Origin of the sequence: Enterobacter sp. ECC-219 (assembly GCF_043966805.1) — a bacterium.
Lineage (GTDB): Bacteria > Pseudomonadota > Gammaproteobacteria > Enterobacterales > Enterobacteriaceae > Enterobacter > Enterobacter cloacae_N.
In genome coordinates, this window is sequence record NZ_CP143680.1 from 3,758,137 (window position 1) to 3,781,583 (window position 23,447).

At 55.1% G+C, this 23,447-nt stretch carries 20 protein-coding genes and 1 pseudogene; 10 read left to right on the forward strand and 11 right to left on the reverse strand.

The window, feature by feature from the left end; translation table 11 throughout:
* Positions 1-4: 4 nt before the first annotated feature.
* A pseudogene (gene fliR / locus V1603_RS17920) lies at positions 5-797 on the forward strand (flagellar biosynthetic protein FliR); the annotation flags it as partial.
* 287 nt (positions 798-1,084) lie between these two features.
* On the forward strand, positions 1,085-1,708 hold the full coding sequence (rcsA, locus tag V1603_RS17925; protein ID WP_013097740.1) for a transcriptional regulator RcsA: 624 nt from the start codon (positions 1,085-1,087) through the stop codon (positions 1,706-1,708).
* 102 nt (positions 1,709-1,810) lie between these two features.
* Here rcsA and dsrB read toward each other — a convergent pair whose 3' ends face one another.
* Positions 1,811-1,999, reverse strand: a complete 189-nt coding sequence (gene dsrB, locus V1603_RS17930) for a protein DsrB (protein WP_013097741.1) — start codon at positions 1,997-1,999, stop codon at positions 1,811-1,813.
* 129 nt (positions 2,000-2,128) lie between these two features.
* Between dsrB and yodD the strand changes: the two genes are divergently transcribed.
* Both yodD and V1603_RS17940 read left to right on the forward strand, forming a co-directional pair.
* Complete coding sequence (yodD, locus tag V1603_RS17935) at positions 2,129-2,356, forward strand: YodD family peroxide/acid resistance protein (protein ID WP_048959254.1); 228 nt, start codon at positions 2,129-2,131, stop codon at positions 2,354-2,356.
* 301 nt (positions 2,357-2,657) lie between these two features.
* Positions 2,658-3,458 (forward strand): mannosyl-3-phosphoglycerate phosphatase-related protein, encoded by an 801-nt coding sequence (locus tag V1603_RS17940; protein WP_395313039.1) that lies wholly within the window; start codon positions 2,658-2,660, stop codon positions 3,456-3,458.
* On the opposite strand, the gene dgcQ is transcribed toward V1603_RS17940, so the two are convergent.
* From dgcQ to V1603_RS17955, 3 genes are all read right to left on the reverse strand, one after another.
* Positions 3,443-5,143 carry a cellulose biosynthesis regulator diguanylate cyclase DgcQ gene (gene dgcQ / locus V1603_RS17945; protein ID WP_395313040.1) on the reverse strand — a complete coding sequence of 567 codons (1,701 nt, stop codon included), beginning with the start codon at positions 5,141-5,143 and terminating at the stop codon, positions 3,443-3,445. The genes V1603_RS17940 and dgcQ overlap by 16 nt on opposite strands.
* A gap of 73 nt (positions 5,144-5,216) precedes the next feature.
* Positions 5,217-5,399, reverse strand: coding sequence for a YodC family protein (locus V1603_RS17950; RefSeq protein WP_116338958.1), 183 nt, complete (start codon positions 5,397-5,399; stop codon positions 5,217-5,219).
* A gap of 78 nt (positions 5,400-5,477) precedes the next feature.
* Positions 5,478-6,392, reverse strand: a complete 915-nt coding sequence (locus V1603_RS17955) for a DUF808 domain-containing protein (protein WP_192984988.1) — start codon at positions 6,390-6,392, stop codon at positions 5,478-5,480.
* 175 nt (positions 6,393-6,567) lie between these two features.
* Between V1603_RS17955 and yedA the strand changes: the two genes are divergently transcribed.
* Positions 6,568-7,482 (forward strand): drug/metabolite exporter YedA, encoded by a 915-nt coding sequence (gene yedA / locus V1603_RS17960; RefSeq protein ID WP_028013712.1) that lies wholly within the window; start codon positions 6,568-6,570, stop codon positions 7,480-7,482.
* Here yedA and V1603_RS17965 read toward each other — a convergent pair.
* From V1603_RS17965 to V1603_RS17975, 3 genes are all read right to left on the reverse strand, one after another.
* The gene (locus V1603_RS17965; RefSeq protein WP_316379470.1) at positions 7,454-7,945 is read right to left on the reverse strand and encodes a very short patch repair endonuclease; all 492 of its coding nucleotides are present in this window, start codon (positions 7,943-7,945) and stop codon (positions 7,454-7,456) included. The two genes, yedA and V1603_RS17965, sit on opposite strands and share 29 nt — an antisense overlap.
* Positions 7,926-9,341 (reverse strand): DNA cytosine methyltransferase, encoded by a 1,416-nt coding sequence (locus V1603_RS17970; RefSeq protein WP_302217914.1) that lies wholly within the window; start codon positions 9,339-9,341, stop codon positions 7,926-7,928. The genes V1603_RS17965 and V1603_RS17970 overlap by 20 nt, the downstream gene beginning before the upstream one ends.
* 61 nt (positions 9,342-9,402) lie before the next feature.
* Complete coding sequence (locus V1603_RS17975; protein ID WP_395313999.1) at positions 9,403-10,104, reverse strand: phosphohydrolase; 702 nt, start codon at positions 10,102-10,104, stop codon at positions 9,403-9,405.
* A 285-nt stretch (positions 10,105-10,389) separates the two neighbouring features.
* Here V1603_RS17975 and ompC point away from each other — a divergent pair, with 285 nt between their 5' ends.
* Positions 10,390-11,496 (forward strand): porin OmpC, encoded by a 1,107-nt coding sequence (gene ompC, locus V1603_RS17980; protein ID WP_233002662.1) that lies wholly within the window; start codon positions 10,390-10,392, stop codon positions 11,494-11,496.
* A gap of 59 nt (positions 11,497-11,555) precedes the next feature.
* Here the strand turns inward: ompC and V1603_RS17985 are convergent, their stop codons facing one another.
* A complete protein-coding gene (locus V1603_RS17985; RefSeq protein ID WP_395313041.1) occupies positions 11,556-12,419 on the reverse strand; it encodes an N-acetylmuramic acid 6-phosphate etherase in 864 nt (287 codons plus the stop codon).
* A gap of 165 nt (positions 12,420-12,584) precedes the next feature.
* On the opposite strand from V1603_RS17985, the gene V1603_RS17990 reads away from it, so the two are divergent.
* Together V1603_RS17990 and dcuR are read left to right on the forward strand one after the other, a co-directional pair.
* Positions 12,585-14,201, forward strand: coding sequence for a sensor histidine kinase (locus V1603_RS17990; RefSeq protein WP_116338944.1), 1,617 nt, complete (start codon positions 12,585-12,587; stop codon positions 14,199-14,201).
* Positions 14,198-14,917: a two-component system response regulator DcuR gene (dcuR, locus tag V1603_RS17995; RefSeq protein ID WP_116338943.1), complete on the forward strand. Its 720-nt coding sequence runs from the start codon at positions 14,198-14,200 to the stop codon at positions 14,915-14,917. Before V1603_RS17990 ends, dcuR begins: the two co-directional genes overlap by 4 nt.
* Here the strand turns inward: dcuR and V1603_RS18000 are convergent.
* Together V1603_RS18000 and V1603_RS18005 are read right to left on the reverse strand one after the other, a co-directional pair.
* A complete protein-coding gene (locus V1603_RS18000; RefSeq protein ID WP_302217909.1) occupies positions 14,898-15,860 on the reverse strand; it encodes an FAD:protein FMN transferase in 963 nt (320 codons plus the stop codon). The genes dcuR and V1603_RS18000 overlap by 20 nt on opposite strands.
* Positions 15,861-15,918: 58 nt before the next feature.
* Positions 15,919-18,699 carry a flavocytochrome c gene (locus V1603_RS18005; RefSeq protein ID WP_163329823.1) on the reverse strand — a complete coding sequence of 927 codons (2,781 nt, stop codon included), beginning with the start codon at positions 18,697-18,699 and terminating at the stop codon, positions 15,919-15,921.
* Between the two features lie 610 nt (positions 18,700-19,309).
* Here V1603_RS18005 and V1603_RS18010 point away from each other — a divergent pair.
* Together V1603_RS18010 and fumA are read left to right on the forward strand one after the other, a co-directional pair.
* Positions 19,310-20,818, forward strand: a complete 1,509-nt coding sequence (locus tag V1603_RS18010; protein ID WP_023325580.1) for an anion permease — start codon at positions 19,310-19,312, stop codon at positions 20,816-20,818.
* Positions 20,819-20,871: 53 nt separating this feature from the next.
* A complete protein-coding gene (gene fumA / locus V1603_RS18015; protein WP_116338937.1) occupies positions 20,872-22,521 on the forward strand; it encodes a class I fumarate hydratase FumA in 1,650 nt (549 codons plus the stop codon).
* Here fumA and V1603_RS18020 read toward each other — a convergent pair.
* A complete protein-coding gene (locus V1603_RS18020; RefSeq protein ID WP_192984806.1) occupies positions 22,510-23,403 on the reverse strand; it encodes a LysR family transcriptional regulator in 894 nt (297 codons plus the stop codon). The two genes, fumA and V1603_RS18020, sit on opposite strands and share 12 nt — an antisense overlap.
* Between the last annotated feature and the right edge of the window lie 44 nt (positions 23,404-23,447).

Consider the following 23,447-nt stretch of genomic DNA (forward strand, 5'->3'; position numbering starts at 1 on the left):
GACGATGCTGCACTTCACCAGCGACCAGTGGGTTCAGTGGCTCGGCGTCTATTTCTGGCCGATGCTGCGCATTCTGGCGCTGATCTCCACCGCCCCCATACTCAGCGAGAAATCGATCCCCAAGCGCGTCAAGGTGGGGCTGGGCATTATCATCACCATTATCGTTGCCCCTTCCCTGCCACCCGTGAATATTCCCATCTTCTCGGCTAACGCGATATGGGTCGCTTTGCAGCAGGTGATGATTGGCGTCGCCGTGGGCTTTACCATGCAGCTCGCCTTCGCCGCCGTGCGCACGGCTGGTGAGTTGATTGGCCTGCAGATGGGGCTATCGTTCGCCACGTTTGTCGATCCCGGCAGCCATCTCAACATGCCGGTGCTGGCGCGCATCATCGATCTGCTCGCCATGCTGCTGTTCCTGTCGCTTAACGGCCATCTGTGGCTCATCTCCATGCTGGTGGATACCTTCCATACGCTGCCGATTGGTGATAACCCGGTCAACAGCAACGCCTTCCTCGCGCTTACCCGCGCGGCGGGGCTGATTTTCCTCAACGGTCTGATGCTGGCTCTGCCGATCATCACGCTGCTGCTCACCGTCAACCTGGCATTAGGTTTACTGAACAGAATGGCACCGCAGCTCTCGGTGTTTGTGATTGGTTTTCCGCTGACCCTGACGGTCGGAATTTTATTAATGTCATTACTGATGCCCCTTATCGCCCCCTTCTGTGAACATTTATTCGGCGAGATATTCAATCTGTTAGCGGATATTGTCAGCGAATTGCCACGTAAATAATAGTCCTCACGTTCGCTATTGTCTTTCTGAGGATATTCCTAAAATAAAACGCGAAAAACATCTTCCAGGATATATCTGACGCGGTTTAAATGTTTCTAACCATCTCACAATACTTAATATTTACTTTACTTTAAGAAGATTCCTGGCAAATTATACGTAACTTTACGGGATAGTGAGTCCGCCTGAAAGTCTTTGTCATGCTCACAGGTTTATTATTTTTTTCCATCCCGTATGGCTGTTTTGAGCTCTCAGGCAGATGGTGAATTATCGTTACGCATTGAGTGAGGGTATGCCATGTCAACGATCATTATGGATTTATGCAGCTACACCCGGCTAGGGTTAACCGGGTACCTGGCAAGCAGAGGGGTAAGAAAGAGAGACATCAACGATGCACACACCGTTGAAGAACTCGCAGCCGCTTGTGACGAACTCAAACCAGGCGTGGTGTTTATTAATGAGGACTGTTTCATTCACGATCCAGCCAACAGTCAGCACATTAAGCAAATCATTAATCAGCATCCAAAAACCCTGTTTATTGTTTTTATGGCGATCGCGAATATCCATTTCGATGAGTATTTGTTGGTCCGTAAAAATTTATTGATTAGTTCTAAGTCGATTAAACCCGAGTCGCTGGATGACATTCTGGGTGATTATTTGAATAAAGAAGTTAAAAATGTAGGAGCGGTTAACTTACCCACCCTTTCATTAAGCAGGACTGAATCAAGCATGCTGCGAATGTGGATGGCGGGACAAGGAACTATTCAGATCTCCGACCAGATGAATATTAAAGCGAAAACCGTTTCATCACACAAAGGAAATATTAAAAGGAAAATTAAAACGCATAATAAGCAAGTGATCTATCACGTGGTACGTCTGACCGATAATGTGACGAACGGGATTTTCGTCAACATGCGTTAGTGGCTTAAACCCCTTTGCACCCTACCTTTGATCTCTGGCCTGGCCAGAGATTTTTGCTTTTGCGGACGTAATCGGGCACGCGCAATGCCACCCGACGCCGTACTACTCCGCTTTCTCAACAAAAATGCCGTCCGGATGCCCCAGCTCGTTAAAAAACCAGATGCCGAGCGGGTAATCTTCCAGTGAGACCAGGTACATTGTGCCTTCACTAAACTCTTCAATTGCCAGCACCACCCCCGGGCGGCGCGGCCCACCGTCCGTTTTAACGGTTACCCGATCGTTGACCTTCATACATTCCTCCTCTGGTTTTGAGCCAGTGTAGAACAAAACGCAAAAACACACATCGCCGCACGGCGTGAATGGCGTTTTTATACACAGTCTATACTTAGCGTTGGACACGGTTGAATGAGGAACCCCGTAATGAAGACCGATAAAGAGTACAGCGACACCATCAAGCGCGAAGTTGAGGTGGATGTCGATGCCCTGCTGGCCGCCATCAATGAGATCAGTGAGTCAGAAGTCCGCCGCACGGACGATGGTTCGGACCACGTCATTGTTAACGGGAGGGATTATCACACCTATCGCGAGCTGGCGGAGGCCTTCGAGCTAGATATTCATGACTTTAGCGTGTCCGAAGCAAATCGTTAGCACGAAAAAAATCCCGGTCATGGGGATGGCCGGGATCAAAACTTGCTTATGCAAGAAGCACTTGAAAATTCGTTACACCAGGAAATCTGATGTACAAACAACACTATCCCCAACGATTTTGCATGACAAGCATATATTCTTACAGTGAATATAATATTTTTAACATAATCGTTTTGGTTATGAGCAACAACATACGCCGAATGCGGGTTTGGCTGGATCGGTTCTCCTGAATCCGGTTTAAGCGCAGATAATTTTTTAGGAACATTCTTAGATTAAGGCTCATTCGTTTTCGGGAGTAACTATGCTTTCACTCCAGGGTCCCCTGCTGATTTTTTCCGATCTGGATGGATCGCTGTTGGATATTCATACCTATGAGTGGCAGCCCGCGATGCCGTGGCTCGATAAACTGCAGGATAACCAGGTACCGGTGATTCTTTGCAGCAGCAAAAGCGCGGCAGAGATGCTGGATATCCAGCAGGATTTAGGTCTCGAAGGCTTACCTTTTATCGCTGAGAACGGCGCGGTGGTTCAGCCTGACGTACGCTGGGAAATGGGTCAGCGCCACATCAACGGCATGACGCACCGGGAGATTCATCCGCTTATTGAGCAAATCCGCCAGCAGGCAGGCTTCAAATTCACCACTTTTGACGACGTGGACGAACGCGTCATCAGCGAATGGACGGGGCTGACCCGCTACCGGGCGGCGCTTGCCCGCAGGCACGACGCCTCCGTCACGCTCATCTGGCGTGATTCCGACGAAGCCATGGCCCGGTTTGAAGCGGCGCTGGCGCAGCGCGGACTGAAATGCCTGCAGGGAGCCCGTTTCTGGCACATTCTTGATGCCGGCTGCGGTAAGGACGTTGCGGCTAACTGGCTTATCGCGCAGTACCGTGAACGGGAAAATATTGAACCCACCACCCTGGGGCTCGGCGATGGGCCAAACGACGCGCCGTTGCTGGACAGCGTGGACTTCGCGGTGGTGATTAAGGGCATAAACCGCCAGGGTATTAGGTTACGGGACGATAGCCCCAGCCGGGTTTATCACACCCGGCAGGCGGGACCGCTCGGCTGGCAGGAGGGGCTGGATCACTTTTTGTCATGATCGTGCCAGACAACCCGGTTACGCCCGCCCTGTTTAGCGTTGTATAACCGGGCATCCGCCACGGACTGCAGCTGTTCGAAATCGTAGTTTTCGTTTTCCTGCGCGCTGCTGACGCCGAGTGACGCGCTGATGCGCAGGGTCATACTCTTCTTCACCAGAATCTCCTTGCTGTTGATTCGGCAACGAATACGCTCCGCGACGCCTCTCGCCTCCTCAAGACCAAGCCCCGGCAGAACGATACAAAACTCTTCCCCGCCCACGCGTCCTGCCACATCGTTCTTGCGTAACGTACTGGCAATCAACCCTGCCGTGTGGGAGAGCACCTTATCCCCGGCCTGGTGGCCAAAACGGTCGTTAATGCTTTTAAAATTGTCGAGATCGATCTGAATAACCGAGAACGGCAGCGACTGCTGGCGACAGGTTTCCGACAGCAGTTTTGCGCGGTCGAACAGCGCGCCGCGATTATTCAGGCGGGTGAGCGGGTCATGCCAGGCCTGCCACTGGAGCGAGTGCTGGAGCGTATACATGTTGCTGACCATCCGACGGATAACCAGCCACGAGATCAATAGCATGGCGGTAAAGAGTGCCCACATCAGCGCCAGCACAATACTGATACTGCCGAAGTCATCTTGTACCCCTTCATGCAGGGTGTGGATCCGCAAGACGACGCCATCGAAGTGATTGAGCCGCTCCCAGCTGACAAAACGGCTTCCAAGGCGGATCCCACCGCTGGTATCGTTCTCAATCGCCTGCGCTATTTGCGCCGTTTCGCGTTCATCAAAATGGTTAATCGGTTTTCCTGAACGGTCAGATGTGGCAATCATATTAAGACGAGTGTCGTACAGCTGATACTCCCCTTCCGTCCGGTCTTCCGTCGCGTCAGCCAGCAGGCGCTGCATCGTGCTCAACGCAAAATCCATCGCTACAACGCCGTACCAGTAATGGTCGAAATAGATGGGCACACTGGCGGCGATCGTGCGTTCCTCCCCGTTCCATGAGGAAGGCGTAGAGATGAACCAGCGCACCGCGCGGGCGCGGTTGTTGCGCTCTGACTGCTGGGTAAACCAGGGCTGCGTGACCAGATGGTAATAGCGGGAGGTGATGTCGCCCGCCAGGTCCGGCGTATCCGTGGAAAGGAAAAAACCGGCGCGGGAGACGTAGGTCGCGCGTGATTCCGTTTGCGCTCGCGTGGACGCCAGCCTGAGCAGATACCCTACTTCAAGCGCGGCAGAAATTTCATGACTGATGCGGTCAGGGTCACGGTTCAGAAGCGTGGTTTTTTCGACGAACGCATCCGAAACGCCGTTAATGGGCAGGGTCCGCTTTTTATCAACGGCGATTTGCCAGGTAGGCTGCTTGCGGACGGTGTTGAAGCGCGACACGGCATTCTGCAGGACATCAAACGCCAGCGGCATCTGGATCGCATCGCGTATGCCCTGGCGGAACAGCAGCATCCTGTCCACGCTGTTCTGTAACTGCCTGTCCAGCGAGCTGGCCACGGTTTCCAGATGGTTCCGCTGGCTGGAAATGTAGGCCTCTTCAAGCACCACCACCTCACGCCAGGTCAGGAGAGTGGAAAACACCAGAACGATCAGAAAACAGAGATTAACAATCAACCCCGGATTGCTACGCTTATGCAGCCATTGCAGAAAAGATTGTCTTACAACAAAGGTATCGCGCTGCACACACACTCCCTGACAACTGCCTACACCCGGTACTGGAGATAAAAAACGCCCGGCAAAGCCGGGCGTTATGTGATTAAGCCTTGTCCCGCTTGTGCTGCCCGTCACCCGGCTGAAGCTCATCTTCACGAAATGCTTCCCGCTGGACGCTAAAGCCATCGTGCCACCGACACTCCACCATTCCGCTGGAATACCCGGTGACAATCATACGTGGGCCGCCCTTCTTAGGCTTAACTTCATCACTGACCAAAAAGACCATACCTGCCTCCTGTATCAGGGTGAAACTGTTTCAATTTAGACGAGGAATGGTCTTTTTGCATCCTGCGACGGGTAACAATTAGTGCGCTGTACCGCGCATTTTTTCAACCAGTTTCACCGCTGCCACCACGATAGCGCCAACGATAAAGCCCAGCACAAGATTAAGCAGCGTCGGCAGAATAGCGGCCACCACGCTCCCCTGCGCCGAGGAGAAATGTTCGATAGCATGATGCAGCGGAGCAATGCCGTGAACCACAATACCGCCGCCCACGAGGAACATCGCCAGGGTGCCCACCACGGACAAGCTCTTCATCAGCCACGGCGCCAGCGTCAGTAAGCTCTTGCCGATGCCTTTTGCCACCGCGCTTGATTTCTCCTCCAGCCAGTAGCCGATATCATCGAGCTTCACGATCAGACCGACCAGGCCGTAGACGCCAACCGTAACCAGAATGGCGATCCCGGAAAGGATCAGCACCTGATTCAGCAGCGGAGCGTCGGAGACAATGCCCAGCGTAATGGCAACGATCTCTGCTGAAAGAATAAAGTCGGTGCGAATGGCGCCTTTGATTTTATCGCGCTCGAAGACTTTCGGATCCTGCGCGGCCAGCGCTTCAAGGCGCTGCTGACGCGCCTCCGGGGTATCCTTCTGCTTGCGAGAGCTCAAAGAGTGCAGGACCTTCTCCACGCCTTCGAAACATAAAAATGCCCCGCCAATCATCAGCAGCGGCGTGATTGCCCAGGGAATGAATGCGCTGATCAGCAGCGCCAGCGGCACCAGGATCACTTTATTCAGAAACGAGCCTTTTGCCACGCCCCACACCACTGGCAGCTCACGGTTAGCCCGTACCCCGCTCACCTGCTGAGCGTTAAGCGAGAGATCGTCCCCCAGCACCCCTGCGGTTTTCTTCGCCGCCAGTTTCCCCATCACGGAAATATCATCCAGTAAGGTGGCAATATCATCCAGCAATGTTAATAAGCTACTTCCTGCCAAAATGGTGATCCTTCTTTTTTTGGTAATTAAGTGAATAGTATGGAGCAAAAGCGCAATCGCGGAAACAGGCACCTTGCGTCAACAAAAATTTCACATCAACTACACAATTAAAGGGCTCGCCAGCGCGATAGTTTTCGCGTTTACTATCAGCGACCTTTTTATTTCGTCGTGAGGGATTATGCGTTTCCGGCAACTGCTTCCACTCATTGGGGCACTTTTTTCGCTGTATATCATCTGGGGTTCCACCTACTTTGTCATTCGCATCGGCGTAGAAAGCTGGCCGCCGCTGATGATGGCGGGCATTCGCTTCCTCTCGGCGGGCGTGCTGCTGCTGGCCTTCCTGCTGCTGCGCGGGCATAAGCTTCCTCCGCTTCGCCCAATGCTGAACGCCGCCCTGATAGGCCTGCTGCTGCTGGCGGTCGGGAATGGCTTTGTGACCATTGCCGAGCACCAGAACGTACCGTCTGGGATCGCCGCCGTGGTCGTTGCCACCGTACCGCTGTTTACCCTCTGCTTCAGCCGCCTTTTCGGCATCCGCACCCGCAAGCTGGAGTGGCTGGGGATTGGCATCGGCCTTGCCGGCATTATTCTGCTCAACAGCGGCGGTAACCTGAGCGGGAATCCGTGGGGCGCAGTGATTATCCTTATTGGCTCGATGAGCTGGGCGTTCGGTTCCGTATACGGTTCTCGTATCGAGCTGCCGACCGGCATGATGGCGGGGGCAATTGAGATGCTTGCGGCTGGGATTGTGCTGCTGCTGGCCTCAGCCCTGACGGGAGAGGAGCTGACTACCCTGCCGCCGTTGTCGGGCTTCCTGGCGGTAGGCTACCTGGCGCTGTTCGGCTCCATCATCGCCATCAACGCCTATATGTTCCTGATCCGTAACGTCTCTCCGGCGGTCGCTACCAGCTATGCCTACGTCAACCCGGTCGTGGCCGTGCTGCTTGGCACCGGGCTTGGCGGTGAAACGCTCTCTCCGGTTGAGTGGTTAGCTTTAGGGGTGATTGTTTTTGCCGTCGTGCTGGTGACCTTAGGCAAATATTTGCTGCCGGCAAAGCCCGTGGTTACGCCTTGCGAGGTGGAGAAACCGTAAGCGCGTGGATCCCCTGCGTGTCGATCTGCGCGGCCTCGCCGCCGCCGCAGATCCACTCTTCCAGCCGTTCGCTCAGATCGGCATCGTTCAGCTTCAGCCGCCCTTTCAGCGCACATTCCCAGACGATCAGCACCCTCCAGCCCTGCGCGACAAGCGTGGCAAGATCACGCGCGTCGCGTTCAACGTTCTTGCCAATCTTCTCCAGCCAGAAATCGGTGCGCGTCGCAGGAACTTTAAACAGGTAGCAGTCGTGATGATGCCAGAAACAGCCGTGGGTAAAGATGATGCACCGATACGCGTCGATGACGAAATCCGGACGACCCGCAAGCGCGGGATCCTGTACGCGAAAGTCAAAGCCCGCCTGCGTCAGCAGCCCGGCCAGACGCTTTTCAATCGCGGTGTCACGCGTGCCGATGGCACGCATGTTTTTGCTGCGCGTGGCCTTATCGTGAACGTCCGTCATTGACGGCCTCACCCTGGCGGAGCGCCACCGCCTGTCTGATGCGCGAGGCCAGCAGTTTTGCCACCGCCGCGAACGCGGGCACCACCACCGAGTTACCAAACTGACGGTAAGCCTGAGTGTCCGAAACCGGAATGCGGAAACGGTAGCCCTGCGGCGTTTCAAAGCCCATCAGCCGTGCGCACTCCCGCGGCGTAAGGCGACGCGGACGGTGACGCTGGTTTTGCGGATCATCGAAATCCTTCTCGCCCAGAGCCTTGTCCCAGCCTCTGTCGATCAGGATTTCCGCGCCGTCTTTGTAGTAGCGAGCGGACAATGTGCGGGTCACGCTGCGGGGATCGTTTGGGTTTACCATGCCAAACCCGAAGCCGTTGCCTTTGGCCTGATGCTTTTTGGCATAGCGATAGAGGTATTTCCACAGGATCGGCGTCAGGATAAATTTTGCATCGACCACAGGCTCCAGCAGGTCGGCAATGGTTGGACGGCGCTCGGGATATAAGGAGGGAATATCCCGCAGGGTGAAATCCCCCTTCAGATTGAGATCGCGGCGGAAACCGACCAGCACAATGCGTTCGCGATGCTGGGGCAGGAAGTGTTTCCCGTCGATGATTTTCGGGTCATCCGCGCCCATGTCCCCGGAATCGGCCACGTCATAGCCCAGCTCATCCAGCGTTTGCATGATAATGCGGAAGGTCTTTCCACCGTCGTGGCTCTTTAAGTTTTTGACGTTTTCCAGCACGAATATGGCCGGGCGACAGGCGTCAATGATTCGGGCCACATCAAAAAACAGCGTCCCCTGGGTATCGCAGGCGAAGCCGTGGGCACGTCCGAGGGCATTCTTTTTGGATACGCCGGCCAGCGAGAAAGGCTGGCACGGGAAGCCCGCCAGCAGCACGTCATGCGCCGGAATCGTCTGACGAATATGCTCGGCGGCCTGTTCATCCGTGACGCCGCTTTTATGGCTCAGGGTGACATCGCGGATATCGGCGTTGAAATGATGCTCCTGCGGATCGCAGTACCAGTTCGCTTTATAGGTGCGTACCGCATGTTTGTTCCACTCGCTGGTAAACACGCACTGACCGCCGATCGCTTCAAAGCCGTGCCGGATACCGCCGATGCCGGCAAACAGATCGATAAAGCGGAAGGCATAGTTCGGGTGCGCAGCAGGTGGCCGCGGAAGCAGATTTTGCAGATAACGAAACTCGCCTTCACTCAGGCGGCGCCCTGCCCGATCGCTGGTCACTAGCCGCTTAAGGATGGCCGGGCTCCAGTGGCTCTCACCGTGCGCCACCAGCTGGTTTGCCAGCGTTTTAGCGTCATAAATATCCAGCAGCTGACGCAGTAATGCCTGCACCGTTGCCGTTGACTTCTCTGCCTGCTCAGACGCGGGCTCTGTCACTGATCGATTTTCCTGCATTCTTTTAACCGGGCAATAAAGACTGGGAACAGATTACCACAGTTCACTTTCGCAAACTGCGACGGAAGCGGTGTTGAATCTGGCTATCCAGCCCGATGCAGTCGCCCTGTAATTCGGCACTGAGTTTCGCCATAAACTGAATCAGAAAATCGGCGTTGTGCTGCGCGAGCTCGCGCCCGACCTCGGTTTGCATTGTATCAGGCAAGCGCAGCAGCTTGGTCTGAAAATGATCGAGCGCAAACGCCCGGTCATCAAGTGGCCGCGCGTCGGCAAACGGATCGTCCGCGTTAAAAAGCGGTACGCCCAGCGCGCCTGACACGGCAAACACGCGCGCCAGGCCGATCGCTCCCAGTGCCTCCAGACGATCTGCATCCTGGACAATTTTGGCTTCAATCGTGTGCGGCGTCAGTCCGGCGCTGAAACTGTGCGCCTCAATGGCGTGCTCCACGGCAGCGTAGCGATCCGACGGGAAGTCAGGGAAATCGCGGTGCAGAATCTCTCGCGTCCTGCGCGCGGCCAGATGCGACGACTGGCTGCGTTCAGGATGGTTTTTCGACAGGCTGACGATGTCGTGAAAATAGCAGGCGGTCAGGATCGTCAGCGGGTCGACGTGATGATGCACCATGATTTTCTGCGCCGTCATCCAGACGCGACGGAAGTGTGAAATATCGTGCGCGGTATCGTCAGTCGCGTGATGTTCATCAAGCCAGGATTCAAAGCGCTGCTGCCACTGTGTGATATCCATCATATTTTCCTGTGACGAAAATGGGCGCTTAATTATAACATAGCAAAATGAAATAAATTAAAAAATAGAAATGCGGAATACTTAATAATAATTACACACAATATATACAACCGATCAATTCATTAAAAAAATAAAGAACCCAACTGAAATATTATGAAATATTTTTACCCATTTAATTACATTTAATTTTGAACCAAATTAACAACCCATAGAATAGTATCAGAAACGTAATTACGGAGAGTAATTACATATATTCATATAAATTATTGTTAAAGGGAATATATAATGAAAAGAAAAGTTCTGGCAATTCTGGTACCCGCAGTGTTAATGGCTGGCGCAGCACATGCCGCCGAAGTCTATAACAACAACGGCAATAAATTAGACTTATACGGTAAAGTCGATGGCCTGCACTACTTCTCTGACAACACCAATTCCGACGGCGATATGAGCTATGTTCGTCTGGGTTTTAAAGGTGAAACGCAGATCAATACTCAACTGACCGGCTATGGCCAATGGGAATATAATATCCAGGCGAACAATACAGAGAGCAGTGGCAACCAGGCGTGGACCCGTCTTGGTTTCGCGGGCCTGAAATTTGGTGACTACGGTTCGTTCGATTACGGTCGTAACTATGGCGTTCTCTACGACGTTGAAGGTTGGACCGATATGCTGCCTGAATTCGGTGGGGATTCCTACACCTACACCGATAACTTCATGACCGGTCGTACGAATGGCGTTGCAACGTACCGTAACAACGGTTTCTTCGGCCTGGCTGACGGACTGAATTTCGCTATTCAGTACCAGGGCAATAACGAAAGTGCCTCTAACGATCAGGAAGGTACAGGCAATGGTCGCGACATTCGTAAAGAGAATGGCGACGGTTGGGGTCTTTCCACTTCCTATGATTTCGGTATGGGCTTCTCCGCGGGTGCAGCTTATGCCTCCTCTGACCGTACCAACGATCAGGTAACCAAAACAAATGCAGGCGGCGACAAAGCCGACGCCTGGACCCTGGGTATGAAGTACGACGCCAATAATATTTACCTGGCGACCATGTATTCAGAAACCCGAAATATGACCCCATACGGTGATTATTTCGTCGCAAACAAGACTCAGAACTATGAAGTCACCGCACAGTATCAATTCGATTTCGGTCTGCGCCCTGCAGTTTCTTTCCTGATGTCTAAAGGGAAAGACCTGAACTCTTATTACGGCAGCGATAAAGATTTGGTTAAATATGCTGACGTTGGAGCAACCTATTATTTTAACAAGAATATGTCTACCTATGTTGATTACAAAATCAACCTGCTGGATGAAGACGATAACTTCTATCAAGCGAACGGCATCAGTACTGATGACATCGTAGCGGTTGGTCTGGTATACCAGTTCTAATCCTTCCCTGAAAATAATAAAGCCCGCAGCGCGGGCTTTATTATTTCAGAGGCAAAGTTTCACGGCGCTTCCTGCAACGCCACGCGGATAAACCCGTTATTCTGCGCCAGCAGCTCATGGGCTTTCCACGCATCCAGACCGGTCAGCACCATCAGCACCGCCGTTTTACAGTGATGGTTACAGCTCTCCAGCGCGGCCTTTGCCTGCGCCCGGCTGCATCCCCCCGCCTCCATCACGATGGCGATTTGCCGTTCAGCCCATTTGGTACTGCTTGCCTCAAGATCCACGCGCAGGTTGCTGTAAACGCGCCCGGTGCGAACGGCCAGCCCGGTGGTAATCATCGAGAGGATCATTTTTTGCGCGATCCCCGCCCTGGTATTGAGATACCCGGCAACCACATCAGCCCCCAGTTCAGGGGCAATTACCATGCTTGCCAGCTGCGCCGCTTCACTTTGTGCATCACCGGTGATGACCGCAACAGGCGCTCCCAGCGACCAGGCATGCCGCATCGCTCCCCAGACCCACGGCGTTTTTCCGCTGACGGTCACCGCCAGCATCATATCGTGTTCACCAAATTTGATGGCCTGCAGGTCAGCGACCCCGCGCTCGTAGCTCCCTTCTCCCTCTTCTGCCGTCACGGCAATTACAGGGTTTTTCCCCGGCGCATAATCATCCGCAGCCTGCCGTGCGGCGCAGCCCGACTGTCCTGCCCCGACGATGACCAGACGGCCACCGTGGTTGAGCGCCGCGGCGGCGTTATCCACCACGCGGGCGATTGTCGTTAAGCAGGGGGTTATAGCAGCAGAAATGCGTGCATCTTCCTCGTGGATAACCTTCAGCATGTCCAGCGTGGACAATCTATCTATATTCATCGTGCTGGCGTGCCGTCTTTCCTTGACCGAACCGGTAAGCGTAATGCTCATAAACAGCCTCCTTATTATGAGTACCCACACACTATAAAGTGTTTTATATAGATGACCTGCGAGTGGGGTCACGAAAAGAAGAGCAAATCGACGCTTTTACATGGCTTTAAGAAAAGCCCATCATCAGCGATAATCACCCCCTTTCTTAATCATCGCGGAGTGTTGATGAGCGATCTGCAGCCTTTCCCTCTGACGCGCAAGCGCCCCATGAAACTGTACACGCTGGTCACGTTGATGGTGTCCGCGATTATCGCCTCAGTGCTGCTGGTGGTTTTTGCGCTCTATTCCGTGCAAATCACCCGGGCGACCCGCGATGATGTAAAAGATACCGCGTTGGGTATCGCCCGCACGCTGGCCGACAGCCCGGAGATCCAGCGCGGCCTGATGCAGTCGCCGCAGTCCGACATTATTCAGCCCATCGCCAAAGCCGTTACCCAACGCAACGATCTGCTGCTTACCGTGGTGACCGACATGCGGGGGATTCGCTACTCGCACCCGAACGAGGCGCTCATCGGCCTGCATTTTATTGGCAACGATCTCGAACCCGCGCTGGAAGGCAAAGAGAATGTCTCGGTAAACCGCGGCGCCCTCGCCGAAGCGCTTCGCGTTTTCACGCCGGTCTATGACAGCCAGCACGATCAGATCGGGGTCGTGGTGGTCGGTATTTCCCTCAAAAAGGTGGAAGATCAGATAGCCCGCGGGCGGCTTAACGCGCTCTGGACGATTTTGTTCAGCATCTTTATGAGTTCAATGGCGATTTGGGGTCTGGTGCGGGTGCTGAAGCGCATTCTGTTCGGGCTCGAACCCTATGAGATATCCGCCCTGTTCGAACAGCGACAGGCGATGCTGCAGTCGCTTCGCGAAGGGGTACTGGCCGTCGACATTCACGGCCGCGTGACGATGATTAACCACACCGCCAGAGAGATTTTACTCCTGCCCTCCGGCAAGCAGTCGGAAAACGCCAGCGCTCCCCTGCTGGCCAGCCTGCGGGAGATTTCAAAGACGGGCGTCGCGCGTCAGGATCGGGAGATCAGCTGTAACGGCCGGCTGCTGCTGTGCAATATGGTGCCCGTCAAAAGCCAGGAGCGGGTCATCGGCGCGATAGCCACCTTCCGCGATAAAACGGAAATCAGCCAGCTGATGCAGCGTATTGACGGCATGGTCAACTACGTCGATGCCCTGCGCAGCCACACGCACGAGTTTATGAACAAACTGCATGTGATCCTGGGCCTGCTGCACATGAAGCGCTACGACAAGCTGGAGGAGTACATCATCCAGACGGCGCACAATTACCAGACGGATATCGGTACGATCCAGAGCAAGGTAAAATCCCCGGTCGTTGCCGGGTTCCTGCTGGGTAAAATCAACCGGGCGAAGGAAGCGGGCGTCACCCTGACGCTGGCGGATGAATGCCTGATACCGGATACCGCCAGCGAAGAGCAGGTCGCGGTGCTGATCACCGCGCTGGGTAACTTAATCGAAAACGCGCTCGACGCGATGGCAGGACAGCAGGAAGGCGAGATTGGCCTGCTGCTACATTATCAGAATGGCTGGCTCAGTTGCGAAGTCAGCGACGATGGCCCCGGCATTGATCCCACCCAGCTGGAGGCTATTTTTACTAAGGGGTTCTCAACAAAAGGTGAAAACCGCGGCGTTGGGCTGTTCCTTGCTCGCCAGCAGATCCAGAACCTGGGCGGCGATATTACCGTCGAGTCTGAGCCTGGCGTATTTACCCAATTTTTTGTTCACATCCCCTGGGATAGCGAGAGGAATATCGCGTGATAAATGTATTAATTGTCGATGATGACGCCATGGTGGCCGACCTCAACCGTCTGTACGTCAACCGTGTTGAAGGCTTTAGCTGCTGCGGCGTCGCCTCCACGCTCAACCAGGCCAGAGCCATTATCAATAACCCCAGCCAGCCTGTCGACCTGGTGCTGCTGGACGTCTATATGCAGCAGGATAACGGGCTGGATCTGCTGCCCGATATTCGCGCGTCAGGCCGTCCGATTGATGTGATTATGATCTCGTCCGCTGCCGATGCCGCCACGATCCAGACTTCCATCCACTACGGCGTGGTGGATTATCTGATCAAACCGTTCCAGTTCCCGCGCTTTGAAGAGGCGCTGAACGGCTGGAAGGCAAAGCACAGTCTGATGGGATCGCACCAGTATTACGAGCAGGCGGACGTCGACCGGCTGATCCACGGCGGGGCGCCGGAGCTGGCGGACAGTAAGAAATTGCCGAAAGGGTTAACGCCGCAAACGCTGCGCACCATTTGCCAGTGGATTGACGGCCACCCGGAGACGGAATTTTCCACCGACGATCTGGCTAACGCGGTAAATATTTCACGCGTCTCCTGCCGCAAATACCTGATCTGGCTGGCGCAAATCAACATTCTTTTCACCAGCATTCATTACGGTGCCACCGGCCGCCCGGTGTATCGCTACCGCTTACAGCCTGAGCAGATCGGGCTGCTCAAACAGTACTGCCAGTAACGCGGTAGCTCTCGTCCAGAAGGGTAAAACGGAAGTGGTGCATCGAGGAGATCACCACTTCTTTTGTCCTGGTCACAAAGATAGCTTCTATATCCGGACGCGCGCGCAGGGCAGCGCAGCCTTTCTCTACCCCCATGCCGTACATCAGCGTGGTCCAGATATCGCCATCAATAGAGTCTCTGGAAATGATGGTGACGCTGTCCAGCTCGTTGTCGAGCGGGTATCCGGTACGCGGGTCGAGAATATGGTGATAGCGCTTGCCGTTCTGCTCAAAGTAGCGCTCGTACGTTCCCGACGTCACCACAGAGAGGTTCTCCACCGTCATCGCGCCGATCAGCGCATCACCGGCGAACGGCTTTTTCAGCCCCACGCTCCAGCCGCCTTCCGGCGAGCCTAACGTCTGGATATTTCCGCCAAGGTTGATCAGCCCCAGCTCAGCCCCCTCTTTGCGCAGGTAGTCCCGAACCCGGTCGGCAATATAGCCTTTGGCGATAGCCCCCAGATCGATCTCCATCCCCGCTCTGGTCAGAAACACGCTGGTCTGCGCCTCATCAAGGATGACATCCTCAGGCCGGGTAATTGCCAGCAGCGAGGCAATTTCATCGTCAGGCGGAACGCTGTCGCCCTGAAAGCCAATCTTCCAGCGCTTCACCAGCGGACCGATCGCCAGGTTAAAGGCGCTGTTTTTAAGCAGGCTTGCCGCTTTCGCACAGCGGATCAGCTCAAACACCGGACGGCTGACGGTAACCGGATGCTGACCCGCCGCATGGTTGATGTCCATTACCTGCGAATGCGCGCGGTTAACGGTCAGGAGATCTTCGTACTGTTTGATCAGGCGGAAAACGCGGGACGCGAGGGCTTCGTCATGGGAGAAGAGTTTCAGGAGAATGGGCGAGCCCATCAGAACGGCGGAGTAGCTGTAAACGCGATGGCTATCAGGCATAGCATGAGTCCTCAGATGTAGCCCCGGCAGGCACTGCGCCGCCGGGGAAACAGGTGCCTTACGTTCTTTTTGAGCGCATCGCCGCCTGATGTCCTGCAAGGGTACCAAAAATAATGATATCCGCCACCGCGTTACCGCCGATACGGTTAGCGCCGTGGATCCCGCCAACCACTTCACCCGCAGCGAATGCCCCCGGCAGCACGTTGTGGTTGCTGTCCAGCACGCAGGTTTCGGTGTTGATGGTCACGCCGCCCATGGTGTGGTGCACGCCCGGTGCAATCTGAATGGCGTAGAACGGCCCTTCGTTGATGGGCGCACGCAGCGCGGTGGTGCGGCCAAAATCATCGTCGTGCTGTTTTTCAACGAAACCGTTGTAACGTTCCAGGGTCGCCAGGAAAGCGTGGTGATCCATACCCAGCGCTTCAGCCAGGGCTTTTGGCGAGCTGGCGCTGGTCACGAAACCTTTCGCGATATACTCATCTGCGGCTTTGTTTTTGGCACGGACGTGCTCATCAAAGACGATGTATGCGTATTTCTCCGGCAGCGCGATGATTGACGCCGAGACTTTATCGCGGGTCGACATTTCGTTGTAGAAGCGCTCACCTTTCTGATTGACCAAAATCGCCCCGCCGCCGCGGATGGATTCAGAAATCAGGTACGAGGTTTTCTGCTCCACGGTTGGGTGGATCTGAATTTCGCCCATATCAACCGTGCCTGCACCGATACGCTCCAGCAGCGCGATACCGCCGCCGGTCGCCCCTTTGTGGTTAGTGGTGACGAACCCTTCCAGATCCGGGCGGTATTTCACCACCATCTGGCTGTTGGCGCTGAAACCACCTGTCGCCACGATCACGCTTTTGGCTGCCACGGTGACGGTTTCGTTCTCTTCGGTGGTCAGACGTACGCCGGTCACTTCGCCGTTCTCGAAGATGATGTCGCTGACGGAGGTATCCAGCATCACCTCGATGTTGCGTTTATTGACGTTACGCACCAGGCCGCTGATCAGGTAGCCGCCCACCGCAGAACCGTCTTTTGGACGGTGAGTACGGTCGATGCTCATCCCGCCGGTGGTGGTGATGTCGTTCAGCATGATGCCGCGCGTTGCCAGCCACTCAATTGCTTCCGGCGCGTTCTCCACAAAGCGACGCAGCAGTTCCGGGTTGTTCTTGTTTCCGCCGCCTTTCAGGCTTTCCTGGTAGAACAGCTCTTTGCTGTCCTGAATCCCCTTCACGCGCTGGAAGCGGGTTTCTGCGGCGTTCATACCGGCAGAGGCTTTAATGGTGTTCCCGCCGATGGTCGGCATTTTCTCGACGATCAGCACGCTTGCGCCTTCGTCATGAGCCTGAATGGCCGCCGCCAGACCGGCGCCGCCGCTGCCGACAACCACCACGTCCACGCTGCGGGTTTCGTTCGGGTCAACGCCCTCTTCCGCCGCCAGCGCCTTGCTGGATTTCAGCATCGCTTTAGAGACCGCTTTTTTCACCGCCTCGCTCTGGCTGGTTGCGCCGGTAATGGCATCCACGTGCGGAGTATTGGCATCCAGAATGCGGGTGCGGATCTCTTCAAAGCTGGTGACAAACTCAACGTCTTCACTCGGGCCGGAGGCAAGTTCGATGTCCGCAATGCGGTCGGTTTCCAGGCTGACGTTAATCACCAGTTCGTTAGCGTCGTCCTGCACTTTCTCAACAAAGGTGCCAGGTTTGAATTTGGACTCGCCCATGCTCATGTCGCGGATCATCGCTTCCACCAGCGAGAAGCGCCACAGCGGCTCAGGGATGCTTAGTTCCTCGCGTCTGGTGCTGTCCATAAACAGCTCAAGGCTTTCACCCGCCGCGATGCGGTCGGTCCAGTCCGGGTAAGCGATAGTGGCGCGGCCTACGGCAATCAGATCGTAGCCGTGGTCCAGCGCTTCATTCACGTCTGACGCATTCACCACGCCGCCAACGCCCATCACCGGAACCTGCGCCAGCGTGTCAGAACGCATTGCGCAGTATTTTTCGATAAGCGGCGTCGGGTCCTGGGTGTCAACAATGGACGGACGCAGGGTGGCGCCTACGGAGAAGTGGAGATAGTCCACGCCGCGCGCGGCCAGTTTCTCCAGCAGGTACATGGTGTCTTCAAAGCGGATGCCCGGAACCTCAAGCTCTTCAGGGGAGAAGCGGTAACCAATGATGAAGGCATCATCGGCGTACTGGCGCACCATTTTGTGGGTGATGTCCAGCACCGCCAGCGGGAACTTCGCGCGGTTATCGCGGCTGCCGCCCCACTCGTCGTCACGCTGGTTTGAATTTGGGGAGTAGAACTGCTGAATCAGGTAGGTGTTCGCCCCGTGGATTTCCACGCCGTCGAAACCTGCCTGGATGGCGCGGCGCACGGCTTCACCAAACTTGCCGATCATGCCTTCCACTTCTTCTGCGGTCAGGGCAACCGGCGTCGCGGCGCCGTCACGCGGCGCGGCCACGGCGCTTGGGCCCACCGGGGTACGGCCACCGATCAGTTTCGGGTCGACCATGCGGCCGCCGTGGTAGATCTGCAGCAGTGCCTTAGAGCCTTTGGATTTTATTGCCTCGGCGATTTTAGCCAGCCCGGCGATTTTCTCGTCGTTATCAATCCCAATCGCCCCCGGGAAGGCGAGACCGAGATCGTCGACAAAGCAGCACTCCACAATGATGGTACCAATGCTGCCGGAACGGGCCCGGTAGTACTCCACCAACTCGCTGGTAACGGTGCCGTCATAGTAGCCGGTACAGGTTGTCATCGGGGCCATTAACAAACGGTTTTTCAGTTCAGTGCCATTCGGTAATGTGAAGGGGCTAAGAATGCGTTCGTTAGTGCTCATAATAGAAACTCCAAACTTTTAAAAATTGAGAATTCGTTATCGGATTGATTTTTTGTTTCGTAGTTATTTGCCGATGTCATGATATTAATATAATGATTTTTTTAGTTTCTAAAGTTATTACGTTAGTTAAAAAACTATTTAATCCCTGCAATAACACTAATAATACATTGGTGTTAGCGATTGTAATTCAGCCATTCACAATAATTTAAAACTCGTTAAATAAAAAATGGTAAAACCACTTCACCAAAAACCAAATATTCCCATGTAAATCAACAAGTTATATCGAATTAAAAATTCATATTGTTACAAAAATGATAAAATAAACCCGAAAAACAGATAATAACCACATACGCCAGAGTGGTTATTAATAAAAGCATAAAAATAACGCTGCAATTCTGTTTTTTTGATCGCGATCAATAGTTATGGCATTCAAAAGCGCAATATAAAAACATCATCAATTTTTAATTTAGCGCACATAAAAAAGCGTTAAATCGCTATTACTGAAAATACAAAACAGCACCTTTAATAACTAAAAAAAGCAAAGAAACTTAAGAAAGCGATTCTGTTTTTTCAGTGCAACCGAATTTTTGACAACTTAAGACGTGAAACTATGAATACAAAAACTGCTGTAACGCCCCCAGTGGCGAACCAGGCATCAAATGGAAACGCAAAACGATTGCTGATGATGGCATTGCCCGTCATCGTCGCCGTACTGCTGCTGTTTGTGCCCGTACCAGAAGGCTTGCCGCCTTACGCATGGCACTACTTCGCTATCTTTGTCGGCGTAATCGTCGGCTTAATCTTCGAACCGCTGCCGGGCGCGGTGATTGGCCTGACCGGCGTGGTTGCCATTGCCCTGTGCAGCCAGTGGGTGCTGTTCAGCCCTGAACAGCTGGCCGACCCGAAATTCAAGCTGGCGGGCGCCTCCTTTAAGTGGGCGGTGAGCGGGTTTGGTAACTCTACAGTCTGGCTGATCTTCGGTGCCTTCATGTTCGCCGCGGGCTATGACAAAACCCGCTTCGGCCGCCGTCTGGCGCTGATTCTGGTGAAGTATCTTGGCCGTCGCAGCCTGACGCTCGGTTACGCCATTACGTTTGCGGACCTGCTGCTGGCACCGTTCACCCCGTCCAACACCGCGCGCAGCGGCGGGACCATCTACCCAATCATTGCTAACCTGCCGCCGCTGTACGGTTCAAAACCTAATGACCCAAGCGCGCGTAAGATTGGTTCGTACCTGATGTGGGTGGCGATCACCGCGGCCTGTATCACCAGCTCAATGTTCCTCTCCGCCCTTGCGCCGAACCTGCTTGCGCTGGCGCTGGTGAAAAGCACCGTTGGGATTGATATCTCCTGGGGCACCTGGTTCCTCGCCTTCCTGCCGCTGGGTATCCTGCTGATTCTGACCATGCCGCTGCTGGCCTACTGGTTCTACCCACCAGAAGTTAAAGTGAACAATGAAGTGCCGCTGTGGGCGACCCGTGAGCTGGAAAAACTCGGCAAACTGTCCCGCAATGAAATTCTGCTGCTGGTGTTCGTGTGCTGCGCGCTGCTGATGTGGATCTTCGCCGCCGCGTGGATTGAGCCTGCGATGGCGGCCCTGCTCATCGTCGGGCTGATGCTGTGGACCGGCGTGCTGGAGTGGAACGATATCACCGGTAACAAGGCCGCGTGGAATACCTTCGTCTGGTTCGCCACCCTGGTTGCGCTGGCGGATGGCCTCTCCTCTACCGGCTTTATCAGCTGGCTGGGTAAAGAAGGTGGCCTGCTGATGAGCGGTATCTCTCCAGGCGTGGCGACCATCGTCCTGCTGCTGGCGTTCTACCTGCTGCACTACCTGTTTGCCAGCACCACCGCGCACACTACCGCGCTGCTGCCAGCGATGCTGACCATCGCCTCCACCATTCCGGGCATGAATATGGAAGTGTTCGTCCTGCTGATGGTGACCTCTCTGGGCGTGATGGGGATCATCACCCCGTACGGTACTGGCCCAAGCCCGATCTACTACGGCAGCGGCTACCTGCCAACCAAAGACTACTGGCGCCTCGGCACCATCTTCGGTGCCATCTTCCTGGCGGCTCTGCTGCTGATTGGTTATCCGTGGATGTCCATGATGTTCTGATTCCTGACCGCCGGACTTCTCCTCCGGCGGTTTTATTTTTGTGGAGCAATACTATGTCGAATAAACCGTTTTTTTATCAGAACCCCTTCCCTCTTTCCCATGACGACACCGAATACTACCTGCTGACCAAAGAGCACGTCTCCGTAGCCGAGTTCGACGGCCAGGAAGTCCTGAAGGTGGAGCCGGAAGCCCTGACCCTGCTGGCGCAGCAGGCCTTCCACGATGCCGCATTTATGCTGCGTCCTTCCCATCAGAAGCAGGTTGCCGCCATTCTCAACGACCCGGAAGCCAGCCAGAACGACAAATACGTTGCCCTGCAGTTTCTGCGTAACTCTGAAATTGCCGCCAAAGGCGTGCTGCCAACCTGTCAGGACACCGGCACCGCGATCATCATGGGTAAAAAAGGCCAGCGCGTCTGGACCGGCGGCGGTGACGAAGCGGCCCTGAGCCAGGGCGTGTACAACACCTACATTGAAGATAACCTGCGCTACTCGCAGAATGCGGCGCTGGACATGTATAAAGAGGTTAATACCGGCACCAACCTGCCCGCGCAGATTGATCTCTACAGCGTGGACGGCGATGAGTACAAATTCCTGTGCATGGCAAAAGGCGGCGGTTCCGCCAACAAAACCTACCTCTATCAGGAAACCAAAGCGCTAATCACCCCGGCGAAGCTGAAAAACTATCTGGTTGAGAAAATGCGCACCCTGGGTACCGCGGCCTGTCCGCCGTACCATATCGCGTTTGTGATTGGCGGAACCTCAGCGGAAGCCACGCTGAAAACCGTTAAACTGGCCTCGACCCGCTACTACGACGCGCTGCCAACCGAAGGCAACGAGCACGGCCAGGCGTTCCGCGACGTTCAGCTGGAACAGGAACTGCTCCAGGAAGCGCAGAACCTCGGCCTCGGCGCGCAGTTCGGCGGGAAATACTTCGCCCACGACATCCGCGTGATCCGCCTGCCGCGCCACGGCGCCTCCTGCCCGATAGGCATGGGCGTCTCCTGCTCCGCAGACCGCAACATCAAGGCAAAAATCAACCGCGATGGGATCTGGATTGAGAAGCTGGAGCACAACCCGGGCCAGTATATTCCTGAATCACTGCGCCAGCAGGGTGAAGGCGACGTGGTCAACATTAACCTGAACAAGCCGATGAACGAGATCCTGGCGCAACTCTCCGCGCACCCGGTCTCTACCCGCCTGTCGTTGAACGGCACCATCATCGTGGCGCGCGATATCGCCCATGCGAAGCTGAAAGAGCTGCTCGACAACGGTGAAGAACTGCCGCAGTACGTTAAAGATCATCCGATTTACTACGCGGGGCCAGCCAAGACCCCGGAAGGCTACGCCTCTGGCTCACTCGGCCCGACCACTGCGGGACGCATGGACTCGTATGTCGACCTGCTGCAATCCCATGGAGCAAGCATGATCATGCTGGCGAAAGGCAACCGCAGCCAGCAGGTGACGGATGCCTGCCATAAGCACGGCGGCTTCTACCTGGGCAGCATCGGCGGCCCGGCGGCGGTGCTGGCGCAAAACAGCATTAAGAGCCTTGAGTGTGTGGCCTATCCTGAGCTGGGAATGGAAGCCATCTGGAAAATTGAAGTCGAAAACTTCCCGGCGTTTATCCTGGTGGATGACAAAGGCAACGATTTCTTCCAGCAGATCCAGAACCAGCAGTGTAAAGGCTGTTCACAGCGCTGAGTGCTTCCATAGCTCCGGCAAAAGCGACAGCGTGTCAGCAATGATGGCGCGCTTGTCGCTTCCTGGCTTCCAGATGGTGACCATCGTCTGACTAATCCCCTGGCTGCCCACTTCAGTGAGCAGCCTTTTTACGTTTTGCCACCGCACGGCATGAAAATGGGTTGGTAAGAACCCCCAGCCGCATCCTCGCTCCAGCAGACCGCGCAGCATCTCCGGCTCGTTCGTAAAAAGGGTATGCCCTGAAATCTGTAGGCGACGCGCAACCGGCTCGTCCGAGTCTGGGTGCATAACGACCTGCGGAACCAGGGAGAGATCAAGCAGTGAAAGGGGGGATGACGTCCCCGTAAACAGGGTACTGGAGGCGTAAAAATCCATATCGATTGCGCCCAGGGCCCGCCACTCCATGTTATCGCCCACGCTGCGGTTGCGCGCCTGGCAGATGGCCAGGTCCGCGCGCGCGTTCGCCAGCAGCCGTTCAGATTCATCGCGCGAGGCGCAGATGAGGCTCAGGCGGATTTTTCGCGCCGCCATTTCAGCGATGACCCTGTGCAGAAAAACTCTGGGCGTGAAAGGATCGTAGACCAGGGTCAGGTCCTGCGTAGCGCCGTGGGGCACCTCCCTGGCGAAGGCCTCAAAGGCTTTGACCTGCCGCATCAGCAGATGAGCCTGACGCTGGAGCTGCTCGCCTTCCGGCGTGAGCCGCAGGGTACGCCCGTCGCGAATAAACAGCGCGTAGCCTAACCCATCCTCAAGAAAATCAACCAGATCGCGAAGCGTCGTTCGGTCTTTCTTCAGCACTACTGCCGCTTTACTCAGGCTCCCGTTTTCAGCCACGGCGGTGAATGCCTCAAGCTGTGCAAAGGAATAGATCAGTCCAGCCACGCTACGCTCCCTCTGTTTTTTTGGGGGATTTTCCCCCACTACGC